Annotated in this window: 9 protein-coding genes; 5 read left to right on the forward strand and 4 right to left on the reverse strand. The window is 41.8% G+C overall.

Going from position 1 to position 14124, the window contains the following annotated elements:
* Positions 1-71 precede the first annotated feature (71 nt).
* Together GVO63_RS09235 and GVO63_RS09240 are read left to right on the forward strand one after the other, a co-directional pair.
* Complete coding sequence (locus GVO63_RS09235; protein WP_159579317.1) at positions 72-1043, forward strand: tyrosine-type recombinase/integrase; 972 nt, start codon at positions 72-74, stop codon at positions 1041-1043.
* Positions 1044-1624: 581 nt separating this feature from the next.
* Entirely contained in the window at positions 1625-4795 is a 3171-nt protein-coding gene (locus GVO63_RS09240; protein WP_159579319.1) for a TonB-dependent receptor, read from the forward strand.
* Between the two features lie 492 nt (positions 4796-5287).
* On the opposite strand, the gene GVO63_RS09245 is transcribed toward GVO63_RS09240, so the two are convergent.
* A complete protein-coding gene (locus tag GVO63_RS09245) occupies positions 5288-5926 on the reverse strand; it encodes an RpiB/LacA/LacB family sugar-phosphate isomerase (protein ID WP_159579321.1) in 639 nt (212 codons plus the stop codon).
* Between the two features lie 221 nt (positions 5927-6147).
* Here GVO63_RS09245 and GVO63_RS09250 point away from each other — a divergent pair, with 221 nt between their 5' ends.
* From GVO63_RS09250 to GVO63_RS09260, 3 genes are all read left to right on the forward strand, one after another.
* Positions 6148-8304: a cytochrome c3 family protein gene (locus GVO63_RS09250; RefSeq protein WP_159579323.1), complete on the forward strand. Its 2157-nt coding sequence runs from the start codon at positions 6148-6150 to the stop codon at positions 8302-8304.
* A 56-nt stretch (positions 8305-8360) separates the two neighbouring features.
* Complete coding sequence (locus GVO63_RS09255; RefSeq protein ID WP_129740752.1) at positions 8361-8675, forward strand: cupin domain-containing protein; 315 nt, start codon at positions 8361-8363, stop codon at positions 8673-8675.
* A gap of 121 nt (positions 8676-8796) precedes the next feature.
* Entirely contained in the window at positions 8797-9762 is a 966-nt protein-coding gene (locus GVO63_RS09260) for a diguanylate cyclase (protein ID WP_159579325.1), read from the forward strand.
* A 497-nt stretch (positions 9763-10259) separates the two neighbouring features.
* Here the strand turns inward: GVO63_RS09260 and GVO63_RS09265 are convergent, their stop codons facing one another.
* The 3 genes from GVO63_RS09265 to GVO63_RS09275 all read right to left on the reverse strand — a co-directional run bounded on the left by GVO63_RS09265 (position 10260) and on the right by GVO63_RS09275 (position 14061).
* Positions 10260-11264, reverse strand: a complete 1005-nt coding sequence (locus GVO63_RS09265; RefSeq protein ID WP_159579327.1) for a DNA replication terminus site-binding protein — start codon at positions 11262-11264, stop codon at positions 10260-10262.
* A 587-nt stretch (positions 11265-11851) separates the two neighbouring features.
* The gene (locus GVO63_RS09270; protein WP_159579329.1) at positions 11852-13519 is read right to left on the reverse strand and encodes a LamG-like jellyroll fold domain-containing protein; all 1668 of its coding nucleotides are present in this window, start codon (positions 13517-13519) and stop codon (positions 11852-11854) included.
* Positions 13516-14061 (reverse strand): RNA polymerase sigma factor, encoded by a 546-nt coding sequence (locus tag GVO63_RS09275; protein WP_159493080.1) that lies wholly within the window; start codon positions 14059-14061, stop codon positions 13516-13518. The genes GVO63_RS09270 and GVO63_RS09275 overlap by 4 nt, the downstream gene beginning before the upstream one ends.
* Between the last annotated feature and the right edge of the window lie 63 nt (positions 14062-14124).

Genomic DNA, 14124 nt, shown 5'->3' on the forward strand with positions numbered 1-14124 from the left:
AACGATAAAATTGTTCTTTCCGTAAGGTTAGTCTATTATTATAGATAATTAACATTATATCTAATAATACTATGGAAAATGAAATCGCGTTGGCGCAAAGTGACTTTTCGCTGGATGAAGAACATCGAACGCTGGTGATTCAAAATCTAACTGAACTGAGAGACTCGGTGTGGGAAACTATGTCGTGGAATACGCGAAAGGCCTATCAGTCTGATTTCAATCAGTACCTCAAATTTTGCCGTGCACATGCACTGCCGGCACTAGCGAGTGATTGGAAAATTACAAAGATTGCATGCCAGGCTTTCTTCGATGAGCTTATGACGTCAGAACTCAAGCATCACACCATTAAACGAAAGCTAGCATCAGTCCGTTTTTTTATTGGCGTAAGTGAATTGCCCGACCCATGGAAGCACTCAAAGCTATTCAATCGTTATATCAATGGTAGGCTCAAAGAAAAACCAGCAGTGCAGAAACAAGCAAAGCCATTGAAGTTAAACGATGTTCGGCTAGCAACTCAGGCACTAGATGTGAACTCGCTATTGGGTTTACGCGATGCAGTATTGGTCAACGTCGCGCTAGATACACTATTCCGTGCATCGAATATCCTTGGCATCGAAGTTAAACATATCGACTGGCAGACAAAGACAATTTTTGCCCCACGTTCTAAAACTGACCAGTCAGGTGAAGGTTATTATGGTTATTTTTCTGACGAGGCAGCAGACCTGCTTACAAGATGGTTGGATAAAGCTCAAATTACTGAAGGTTTTGTGTTTCGTAAACTCTCGCCCAAGCAAACTGTCCAAAAAGAGCCTATGCAATACCAAGCACTATTAAAGAGGTATGAGGCAATCGGCATGACCATAGACACCGATGGAAGATTTACCTGCCACAGTACACGTACCGGTGGGGTTCTTACTCTTATAGAAGCAGATGTACCTATGGCAGAAATTGTTCTTTCGGGCAACTGGAAAAGCGAAGCGATGGCTATACGCTACGCTAAACAATATCAAGCCGGTAAAACAGGAATGGCGAAGGTGAGATAGTCCGGGCTATGACTCATCGAAAAGATCTGCGCTTCCTTATAGTTTTAGACAAAAAATATTTGTAAATAAGTTGCTAGAGTTCGATTATTTATTTCGACAAGCACATCACCATTTGCTCACTATTCAATTTAGTGAAATTACAGCCATCCGTTCACCTCATACATAGCAGTGACCATCGAATGAGTTTTTTACATTTTACTCATCAATAAATCATCAAATCTGATGGGAAACAGTTTGTTAACTGATTGGAAATAGAGCATGACTTGATCGTAAAAGATTATTAATGACTATTGCGGCATTAGACTTTAGAGTAATGCATTATACTCTTATGGTTCTTAAAGCCCTGATAAAATTGGATATTATGTAAATATATTTCATTGAATAAATCTTAAATAAAAAGCAAAATTTATTAATTTACTCATTAATATTCAATATCAAGCTGGTGAATAGTCAATTTTTTGTAAAAAATGATGATAAATGACTTGTTTTGATTGTTTCATGTGGTTACTATGGTTTCACAAATCTTTAACAAGGTTTTCGAGAGAGACACACTTAAATCACACAACGAAGAGAATGGGTCGATGCAAAACACAAGATCAAATATAAATAGAAAGCTGTTAGGGAATACGGCGGCACTATTATTAACCATTAGCTCTCCCACACTACTTGCTCAGGAAGTTAATACCGCGGTAAATAACGCTCAGCAGAAAGTAGATAATAAACAACAAGACGACGACGTTGAAGTTATTGAAGTTTCTGGTGTTAGAGCGTCACTAGAAAATGCACTAAACACCAAACGTAATGCCGCATCTATCGTTGATGCTATCTCTGCTACAGATATTGATGCACTTCCAGCGCTTGATTTTGGTGAGGCACTCCAAGCAATCCCAGGCGTACAACTTAATTCAGATGAAGAAGGAAGACAAAGTACTATCAGTCTTCGTGGGTTAGGTAGCGGTTTCGTAAAAACGACCGCCATGGGGCAGACATTTGCAACTCCCTCAGGCGCAAGTAACATTAATTCAGTCGGTGAACCAAATCCATTTGCGGCCTTCGAAGCAAGTATTTTCGACGGCGTAACCGTTGTCAAAAGTCCAACTGCTGATCTTCAAGCGGGTGGTATCGCAGGTATTGTAGATCAAAAACTACAACAGGCTCTTTCAAAGAAAGATGGTACGGCGTCTGTGAGTTTAGGTGGTCGTTACGAAGATTTAACAGAAAATGTGGATCCTAACTTTAGAATTTCTGGTGTTAAACACCTTATCGACAATAAGCTAGGTGTAGCATTTAAACTTGCTGGCTCAGGACAAACTTTTAGACGTGATACCTTCGACATTATCGACTACACATCAGTGGATACAGTTGACGGCGACGTTCGTGCTACCAATATTGCTGAATATCGCGAAAAGTGGGGCTTAGAAGAAAACGCTCAGCTAACAGCGCCCGCTCGAGGCCGTAACGTTAGTGAATACAGTGACGGAGACAGAATCTCTTTCTCTGGAAACATTGAGTACCGCGTAAATGAAAACTTTAAACTCGGAGCTCATTTGCTCTTCTCAGAGCGTGACTTAGCTGATGGTACTAAAGAAGCAACAACAATGAGCCCGGGTTTCAATACCAATCGTCGTGATAGAGACAACTTTGATGCGCGTGTAACGCTTGATATGGACGCCGCACCATTCGTCTACGATAGAGTCTCTGATGAAGAAGGCGCTCCATTAGTTTATGCAGTGAACGCTTATGATTACACTAACGGCTCGTTGCAAACCGAAAACCGTAAAACAACCTTCAGAGAAAAAACAGAAGGCATTATTCTATACGGTGATTATTTCACAGAAGACTGGGCCTTTGATGGCAAAATTACGCATTCAGAAGCGAGTAATCAGTTTCAAAATGTTGGCTTTACCTTCCTTCATGACCAAGATTGGCGCGACAGCTTTAATTTTACAGATGCAGATGGCAGCAGAAACGGTGTTGAGAGCGTGCCAACAGGATTTAACGGCTCGATTAATTCTGGAAACGGAAACCTAGATAACATTGTGGTACGAGGACAGTTTGACCAGCCATATGTATACAATGACCTAGTATGGCAAGTTCCAAACCTTAATGCATCGGCTATTAATTCCGTTTCTGATGCGAATCAAGGTCGCAGACTTGCATTTAGGATCACTGGCAGAGTCAGAGATCTTGCTCGTGAAGTTAGCAGTGTTGAGTTCAACGCAGAACGTTTCACTGATTTTGGTCTTGGTAATGCCCTCAATTTTGAGTCGATTAAATTTGGCGGGAGATTCTCTCGAGAATCACTTGAAAGTATCGATCAAAGACAAGGGGTGGCTGGTATTGATACAAGCAACATTTCTGGCGCGTTCTTAACATCAAACATTTTATCTTCTGATCAGAATGACTATTTCGGGGGCAACATTCCGGGCACCTTTGACAATACGTCAGGTTGGATGACAATTGACAATGCCCTAGCAATACAGATGCTACAGGATGGTATTGAGACAGACGTCAATAACATACCTACGGCAACAAGTTTTACAACTCCTTATCCAGACTTAATGCGCAACAGAACTGGATTCTGGGACCAGCAAGATAGAAATACTGGATTGCCTATCAATCTTGGTTTTAACTTTGGAGCCGATCAAGATATTTTAGCTATGTATGTAATGTCAGATTTCGGTGGTGAGCTAGGCTCGATTCCTTACCGCGGCAATATTGGCGTTCGTCATATTCAAACAGATAATACTTTTGACGGTTTCGAGACTCAGGTGGACGAGCGAGGTCGCAACGGTGTAGCAGCGCCGGTTACTTTTGAAGACGACTACCAGCACACGCTCCCTATGGCTAATATAACATTTGAATTACACGATGATGTCTTACTTCGTGCTGCTTACTATGAAGGGATTGTGCGCCCGAACTTACTGGCTCAACGTCCAACAGCTGCCTTGAGAGGAGGCAACCAAACCGTTCGCTTAGATCTTCCTACAGCAACAGTTAGACCATATGAAGCAACTAACTATGATGTTTCACTAGAGTGGTATAACCGCGAAGGCAGCGCGATTTCGATTGGTTATTTTAAAAAGGAAATCTCAAACCTGTTTGATCAAGAGGACGGTTTTTGTCCAGACCCAGGTACTAACCCAATCGTAGATAGATTATTGGGTGATATTGAGCGTACTCCTGGAACTAACGGCCGCGAATTCGGTTGTATTCAGACAACTCCGATAATAGACGATGATGGTAACGAGAACCTGAGAGAAGTTATCATAAATTCTCCTATCAATGTTTCTGACACAATCAAAGTAGAAGGCTATGAGGTCGCAATTCAGCAGAAACTAGATTTCTTGCCTTACCCTTGGAACGGCTTTGGTGGTGTATTTAACTATACAAGTCTAGACCAAGAGGGGAGCGAAATTGAGCTTACACGTGTTTCACCGGAATCTTTTAACGTAATAACGTATTGGGAAAATGACGGAATTAGTTTACGACTGTCGTACAACTGGCGAGATGACCAAACGCTAAGGGGAGCTAACTCGTTCTTGGGTACCAATGCTCGTACTAGAAAAGCAATTGGTCGTTTGGACTTCGTTGGTTCTTATGCTCTTAATAAGAAAACCAAACTGTTCTTACGCGCTTTCAACTTAACTGATGAAGTGGGTGAGGAATTCTTAGGAACAGACGAGCGCGCTATCAGCCGCCTTACTTATACAGGCCGAATCTACCAGGTAGCAGTTAACTATAGATTCTAATAATTACATCATTAATAGGCGAGCGTGCAATGCGTTCGCCTTTTTTAGCTCTAATGATTATGTCCAATTTTTGACCCTACAGTTTCTAATATTTCCTTTTCAGCACTGAACATTTCTTTATTGCGTTTTGATTTTTTACATTCACTTTTTCAAGTAGAGGTGACCTTGTCCTAGTAGGCTTGATAGCGTTTACCGTATCTATGCATTGCGATAAGGGAATTGGTTTTCAAACACTTGTTACTTTGGATCTCGTTTCAGAATGTTAGCTAACACCTGGATGATTATTTATACTTTAGACGTCATGGGGAATATAATTGCTTGAATGAGCATTATTGGCTGTTAGAGAGGTAATTAGGCTCGAAGAAAGTAACAAATTTTCTTGTAGGGTCTTATTAGATAAGAATTAAGTAAACAAATACTGTGCTATACATTGTCAAAAAGTGGCGACAGTGTAAGACATGCAGTCATCGCCTTACACTGTCTACGCGTAGCTTAGGCCATCAGCGTTTTTATATATTCTTTGATAGACTCGTCTTTCGCATTCTCGAACAAGCATTTTTGGAAGCGTTCACCGGATACCGCAACTTTTACCAGTTCTTGGTCGATCTTCTTCAAGGTGTTAACATAATCGTCACATGCTAATGCCGCTTTTAGCTCTGACAGGATACCTGCGTTACGAACTTGCGGTTCACGTCTTTCAACCGGATAACCAGCTCCGCGTTCACCAGTGAAGGCTTTTTCGAAGATATAGCGTGCATTGAGTTCAGCACCCCAACCAAATCCTTTCGCAAAAGGAAGGGCTAACGCATTACCATTATTTACTTGGTTAAACAAAAAGGCGTCCGAAGGATCGATACAATAGCCACAGAAAACACCAGGTTGCGCATTCAACGACATCATAGCGCCCTGCCCTGTACCGCAGCCAGCGATAACAAAATCTACAGCACCGGAGTTCAATATAACGCCGGCCATAATGCCAAGGTGTACATAAGTTAAGTGATGATCGGCTTCACTTTCCATACCTACGTTGTGAACACTATGTCCCAACGAGTCAGCGACAGACGTCAATTCCTTTAGAATGACTGGGTTCTTCGCTGCTTGGCTATTTTCCATCATTAAGGCAATCTTCATGACTACTCCTGAGTAAATTTGAAATTCAAGCAAATTATACCATCTTTATCTGTCATTAATAAGCACATTAAGTTAAATCATCGTCTGATTTGTTTTTACATCTACGAAGAATTGCATGCTATATACATAATTTGAGAGGGTAGGTTAATCAAATGTTAGCGATCCAGCGCCTATCGTGATATTTTATGATTGTTTTTTATCGTTTTTGGCTTTCTTGTTTAATGTTTCGACTGTTTTTTCTACTTATTCTTATTGGAATTTCTCTCAATTCTTTTGCAAGCGAGGCTCAACAGTGTGGTGCCTGTCATCAAAAAGAGTTAACTGATTGGCTCGATTCAGATCACAGTAAAGCAATGAATGTCGCGACAGATAAAACGGTATTAGGAGACTTCAACAACACCACTTTCGAACACTTCAATCAAAAGGCTACGTTTTACAAGCAAGACAATAAGTTTTTTATTAAATTTCAAGAAAATAAGAAACCAATAGTTTACGAAGTAGCCTATGTGTTTGGCCATTTTCCTCTTCAGGAATATCTCATCAAAACTGAGCGAGGAAAAATGCAAGTGTTTCCTTTTGCGTGGGACTCACGAGATAAGTTGAGCGGCGGGCATAGGTGGTATCCGATATATCCCGACGAGGAAATAAGCAGCCAAGACAGATTGCATTGGCTTCAACCTTTACAGAATTGGAACGGAATGTGTGCAGACTGCCACTCGTCTGGATTAAGAAGAAACTACGACAGTGAGAAAGACTCATTCAGTACGGAGTGGAACGAGATAAACGTTTCTTGTCAATCTTGCCATGATCACATTGATGATAGTCACTACACTGATAATGTTCCTACGCTTACAGCTCTCTCAAAAAGTGAACAGAAAGGTATTGGTAACTGGCTATTAGGCAAAGACGATAAAATAGCTTCATGGAACGGCCCCGAGCGCGATAATAGTTTCATGGAGCGTTGCTTTGCATGCCATTCACTGCGTACACCACTCACTAACGGCATTTCACCATCTGAGCCTTTCTTATCACAGTTTAAACCCGCGTTGCTAGCTACGCCCCAATATCATGTTGATGGCCAAATACAGGATGAGGTCTATGTTTATGGCTCATTTTTGCAGAGTAAAATGTTTGAGGCTGGAGTGAACTGTAACGACTGCCACAATCCTCATACAGCGAAAGTGAAGGTCGAGGGAAATGGCCTATGCTTACAGTGCCACAAAGCGTCGGAATACGATGACATTAAACATCATCATCACGAACCTAATACCCAAGGTTCACAATGTGTTAATTGTCATATGCCTGCAAATACTTACATGGGAGTAGATAAGCGAAGAGATCACAGTTTTCGCATTCCGGCACCACATCTAACGGATACGTTTGGCACGCCTAACGCCTGCAATAGCTGTCACAACGATAAGAGCACACAATGGACACTGGACAGTGTTAAAGAATGGCATGGGTCGCCACAATTTTACCCTGCTGAAATGCAGTATATATCTTTGCTTAGTGGCGAAAACTTAACACCTAATAGTCTCTTTTCCTTAGCGAAAAACACAGCATTGCCTGACATTAAAAGAGCGACCGTCGTTTCACTGTTTCCTGCTTCAATTCAAAATCTCGCATATAAGTATGCCAAAATGCTAGCGAATGACGAGAGTGCACTGGTTCGATTAGCATTTGCAGACATCTCGTTTCTTGTCGATAAACACAGACGCATCGAGCTTCTAAAAGCGCTTATAGCGGATGAATATAAAGCGGTTAGAGTTTCGGCTGCTGAACAGCTAATAGCTTCGGGGGAAGTAGCGCTTATTTCCACAAAGGTATTGAACGAATTATATGAAGCAACCCAGCAGTCTCTCTGGCGAGGTGAAGGAAATTTGAACGCCAGTCTTATTCAAGCTAATCAAGGTAATTTAGAAAAAGCTAGAGCTTTTCTAGAAGCTGGAATATCTCGAGACCCATTCTTTGTACCAAACTACATAAATCTAGCAAATTTGTACCGATCTTTGGGTGATAGTACGTCAGAAGCATTACTACTGGCAAAAGGTCTCGATACCAATCAAAACTCATCTCTCATGCACTATGCCGAAGGTAAGCGTTTAATACGAAGCCAAGATTTGCAGACTGCGATAATGCACTTTACTGCTGCTAATAACATTGACCCAAATAACAGCAATTATTTATATATTTTGTCATTAGCGCTAGACAAAGCTGGAAAGACAGCACGGGCTGTAGCGTTACTAAAGAGCCAGACCTCTGCTGTTGTAAGCACATTTGAGTTGCTTCAACTCGGTTTGAATTTTTCACAAAAGCTAGGGCTGCGTGCGGAATACGCTTACTTCAGGGAAGAACTAGAGAAAATTCAGCGCCAATAAGATGTGCGCAAGTTACCAGATTGATAGTTAAAACACTGTTAGAAGGAGAAGTTGATATGTCTGAAAAATTAGGTGTGGTTGAAGATATGGGCGGCGGTATCAAACGTCAAATACTTGCATATAATGACGATGCCATGGCCGTTAAAGTCTGGTTTGAAAAGGGCGCGGAAGGTTACGCTCACAGTCATCGTCACACCCAGATTGTTTATTGTGAAGAGGGTGAGTTCAACTTCGTTATAGACGGAAAACTGAAGGTTTTGAAGGCAGGAGATAGTTGCGTAATCAATCCACATGTTGAGCACGGCACGACAACAGAAACGGGTGGTATCCTGATTGACATGTTCAGCCCAATGCGAGAAGACTTCTTGTAGAAGATGAGTTGAGAATCAGAGTTTACGTATAAAACGACATCCCTTCTGATGTTCAACATAAGCAGCAGAAGGGGCAAAATTTATGCTTACTAAAATAAATTACTCACAGGTGGATAGCTAGGTGATCGAGTCTCTTGTTTCACAGCAAGCTGAAATTAACGAAAGTGATATAGAGCTGTGCTCCGTTCTAATCGTTGATGATGATGAAATTAGCGCTTTAGCGGTGTCAGACATGCTAGCAGAAATAGCAAATACAGAATTTTTATGTGACAGCACTCTAGTGCTGAAAAAGTGTATAGCTATGAAACCAGACTTAGTTTTACTAGACGTTAATATGCCAACGAAGAATGGGCTGGAGGTCTGTAAAGAAATCAAATCTGCACGTGAGACGGAAGATATTCCAATTATGTTCCTAACGAGTAGTCTTGAGCATGATGTTCAAAAAGCATGCTGGGAAGCTGGCGCAATAGATTTTACCGTGAAACCTATACTCGCGATGACACTTAAGCATCGCGTGAAAAACATTCTTTTGAATGGAATGAGAATAAAGTTTCTAAGTAAAATTTCATTTAGGGATCCACTGACAGGTTTATATAACCGCCATTTCCTTAATACAGAAGTGAGCGCAGCCTTTAAAAGTGCCTCGCGAAATATGCATTCTTTCGGGGTTATCGTGCTCGATATCGATTTCTTCAAAGGTTTTAATGATAGCTATGGACATTTAGCTGGTGATTCTTGTTTATTAAATGTAGCACAGGTGATAAAAAAGTCATTACATCGTCCGAGCGATATGGTGATACGTTTTGGCGGGGAAGAATTTATTGTTGCGTTGCCTGAAACGGATAAAAAAGGAGTATTGTTAGTTGCTAATCGTATTTTGAAGAACGTAGAGGCGCTTAAAATCGAACATGTTGGCAGCCCAAACCGAAGAGTAACTGTTAGTGCTGGCTATTCCGTAACGAAAGCCACCGCTTCGGCTAGCCTTGAGAGTATTATTAATCTGGCAGATTTAGCATTGTTTGAGGCGAAACAGAGTGGTAGAAACACAGTATGCGGGTTCGAAAACTTCGAAGCAGCTTTTAAATAACGTAAAAGTAATAATTTCTCTCTAAGAGGCGGCTCCCGTCCTCGAAAACGTTTGAACATATTTTTAAAGCTTCTACTAAAAAATGATGGGTAAATTGCTCGTTTTAGTATGCAGTAGTCTCATTTTTAATCCTAGTTCATGCCCTTTGTAAAATGATGTTTCCCAGATTGGTAAACCGCTTACCCACGCAAAGGTACTATTCGTTTTTTGCGGAAAAATTTTAGACACTCAGATTGTTAAATCGGATCGCAAAGATAATATAGAAAGAACTGAAGCGAGTGATGATTTCGTGTCCGTCAGCGTCATGTAATCCACAAGGGCATGCTGAACATCAATTATCTTGACCGGTTGGCGCTCTATAAAGTTAGATTTAATATTTGTGGTAACTAGCTGAGCCCGCGTATTCAAAGGGGGGGATAAAAAAACGTGAATTTTGGAGATTGTGGAAAGAGCAAAAAAGCTTAGGAAATTTCGTAATTCTCTGCACTCAGCCAGTCTCATTGTGCATGTGTCTCAACACTTTCAACTCTCTCGTTACTACCTAGATTCTCTAGAGTTGAGTGTTCAAGCTCCCTCTTTTTGTCCGCTTCAGTGATCGGGCGCGTGTAGAGTCTCAGAGCTTCATTCAAGCATTCCCACGCGTGACCTTGTCTATTTGCTTTACGCTTTTGCGGCACATGGGCACTTAACGGTCGAATAGTGGGCACATCCACGTAATTATACAGAATAACGGGTTGTGCGGCGTTGATGGTATTTACCAGCGGCTTACCTTGTACTGCCCCGTAATACAGCGACAAATTCACCGACGCATTGCGAGTTTTACGCACATAAAACCGATGACTATATTGCGTCTCATCGATGCGCGTTGAGATCGCTTTAAGCTGCTCATCATTAAGGCCAGAGTTACAGTTGTAAAGGTAATGCTTCGCCCTATCTGGCAGTAAACGTTGGTCTGCGTTCTTGTAGGCCCAATAAAAATTCACGCTTTTAAGCTCGGTATCTGTATCAGGGCGACAATTGACAACATCGATATGCCGATACAGCTGATAAGAGATTATTTCGGCGCCACGGTGTTGGTGCAAGAACTCGTGTTTCTGTAAATGATTGCGCCCGTGCGAGCCATCGGGCTTTCTATCTTGCACGCAGTGTTTGATAGCCGTCTTCGTACTGTTAATCGCGATAATGGTATCAATGACGTCGTCATGGTTTTCAAGTAAAAGGATGCCAGGGTATTTGCCCGCCACCCGGCCTGAAATATCATGAGAAGGACGATGGAAGCACTTTAAGGCGTTAAGGCAACGCATCTGCGCTTGGACGTTGAACATATCGCGGTGACCAAGCATAAGCTCACCGGTAGAGAACGCTTTAAAGTCCTCTTTGGTGACGTCATCAATATTGGCAAAATACGCGGTGGGCGCTAACCGCATTTCGCTGTACAACGACTCATACAACTCATCCAAAGTGGTAAGCAAACCATTAAAACGCGCAAAGTCATTTACCATCACCACATCCTCTTATCAATCAAACCTATTACCCTATTGTATTATATTTACAGACCACCTTCATATAAAAAGACCAATAATACCCACCCGCGACAGCCCAAACCTGGCATCAACCATGCCCCCGCCCTACCAAACCAGCCGAAGGCGCGCGCGAGTTGAGCAGGAGGGGCACCTCGGTGGTGGATGAGGGACACTACTCTTTGGAATACGCTTTTGAAGGTGGTCTGTAATATTGCGATGGCAGATGTTATTACCAGGATTTGCTTTAATTTGAAATGTAGTAAGGCAGAGCTAATTTATGATGCTGACTGTATTCCCACCCCATTCACACTCGACTGAACCGGTCATTGCTCCAACTATCTTTGTGCAATGACCACCAATCTATTCATTCACTGGATGACGATATCAAACCCATGGTTTACTTATCTGCAAAGCAGAAAAGTAACGACCGGCTAACTCTTATCTATAACCAACCTCCATTCATTCTTCAATTAAGGCACACGGTTAATTTGAAAGCTTGAGAGGCGTAGCAAAGAGAATGTTTAATATAGGACTGAGTAAGATGAAACATTAACTGCTGAAACGTATCATTGAGATCTTAATTCAGAGATCGGCTGGCCAGTTTCCATGTCAATTTCTATCCATTGCGAATGAGGTAATTGGAGATAAAAAGAAGAAGGCAGTTCTTTCACAAAAGGACGGGTTCCATAATATGTAAGGCCGTCCTGTGTGTTTTTATAATGATCTCTTATTGTATAAGATGTAAGCGCGAAATCGTAGAATGCCACTTCGTCAATCACTCCTGAATAGGCTTCTGAATCACTGTTTAATGTGTTTGGAGAGTTACCTATGTTGGCTCCGCCAGTACCACCACTTAACACTTTTGAACCCGCAGGATATTGAAAGCTAGCTAGCATTTCTCCGTCTACGAAGATTGCTTTAAGGCCCGTTTGCACATTGTATGTCGCAGCTATGTGATGAAACTTTCCATCTTTGAGCTGTGGCAGTGTTGGCCTGCCAGACTTCCCATCAAGGGGGAGTTTTAGCTCGTGATAGCCTTGTCCAACAATATAGAGACCAAAACTCAAAGACTCTCGGTACTCTCCTGTTGGACGAAGTATTGACTTACCTTTATCATTTTGGAAGCTCAGCAAAAGTCTATGCTCTTTATCGCTTTGGTCTTTGCGAAAAATCTCATCAATTTCACCCAATCGGCCTAATTTTGGAGCTCCCCCTGTATAACTGGGAATGATCAGCGCCTCAATTGTAAGCCCTTCAGTTACCGAAAATGTACCCGTAGCTGGCGCTATTCCCCCACCACTCCCTACGTCTACTCTCGCATCAGAGCTATTGTCAAAGTGTAGAGCCCCCTTCCCTACTATTCCATCGACTCGCGTTACACCTTTCCCTAACGTACCCGTAGCAGATCCAGCGCTGTCGAATGCCTTAACTCCTCTCTCATTAAACGTCCAAAGATGACGAGGTTTCCAAATAGATGGTGAGAGCTTTACTTCCCTGCTTGCTTTAATGAATGCTTTATTATCTAGGATTTCTAGGGCAAAACTTCCACCGAAGGTATTCACTTCAAATGCATTTGAAAGTAACTGTAAATTACCTTTTGAACTGGGATACACCTCAATAGAACCTTGAGTCAGCTTTAATTCTCGAGCATTAAAAAGCTTAAAGCTTGATCCAGCATCAAAAGACAAAACTACTCCCGAGCCTAGCTCTATCTTTACCGGGGAAAGGCTTTTATATGTACCTGGCGTTAAGTGAGTGAGGTTTTCATTTTTATATTCTTCGGTTGTAAGGTCGCCCTGTAAAACTGAAGCAATAACCAATTCATTTTTTAGGGAGTGATTAAAGAACCAAATAGAGCTGGAGATACACATTATAAAAAGTGCGCCTATTAATAGGCGGTGAATAAAATTTCCCCTCTCAGGCGAGTCGCCCTGCAGGCGATTATGCTTGTTTGTTGAGCTTTCGCTTTCGAAAAGATGCTGTTTACTCGCAGGGTATAGCGGCCTTACAATAATTTCATCGACAGTCGCGCGTCTCCTTACTATTTCAACATTAGGAGCCAAGTCAGATTTAAGCGCTGAATGCAGTTGCATGTAATCCAAATAGAAGCGCTGTGCGTCAACATTGTCAAGTAACAAAACGTTGAGACGCTCTAATACGGAATCAGGAGCTTCACCATTGATAACCCGTTCAGCGATTTCTATTAATTCGGCAAACCGCTCTGTTCTTTTCAACGGTCAGCCTCAGCATTTTTTTCCTCTACACATTCGAATAGTACTTTCCTAACTAACATTAATGATTTACGCACGCCATATATTGAACGACCAGACTGTTTTGCAATGTCGTACGCGCTTAAATTTTCAATGTAAAAACCATGATAGACACGATATGCGGAAGCGGTTAATTTAGAAAGACAAGACTGAATAACCGCCCATTTGCTATCTGTTAGATCGTGGTCATCGATCGTTTTGGTGAGTTGTTCGAATGTATCTTCGTTTAAGCCGACCACATAACGTTTATTCTTATGCCTGTAAGTACGAACGCAGTTGTACACAATTGCGTTCGACCATTTTGCGAAACTACTTCCGGGAATAAATGAATTAAACTCTTGCCAAAGTATTCCTGAAACATCTTGAAATACATCGTCTGCAACGGTTGGGTTTTGTACAAGCGCGAATATGTAGCCGTAAATTCGTTGCTTCTGGGGTAGAAATAACGAAAGAAAGTGGTCTGATGTATTCGTCAACTCTGGTGTGTGTTGTTTATGTAACTGCATTTCCTATGGCTCTTAGACTCCTGCCGCATCCAAGCATGAACTAGCATTTTCTCAGTTGGGGAA

Origin of the sequence: Alteromonas sp. KUL106 (assembly GCF_009811415.1) — a bacterium.
Classification (GTDB): Bacteria; Pseudomonadota; Gammaproteobacteria; order Enterobacterales; family Alteromonadaceae; genus Alteromonas.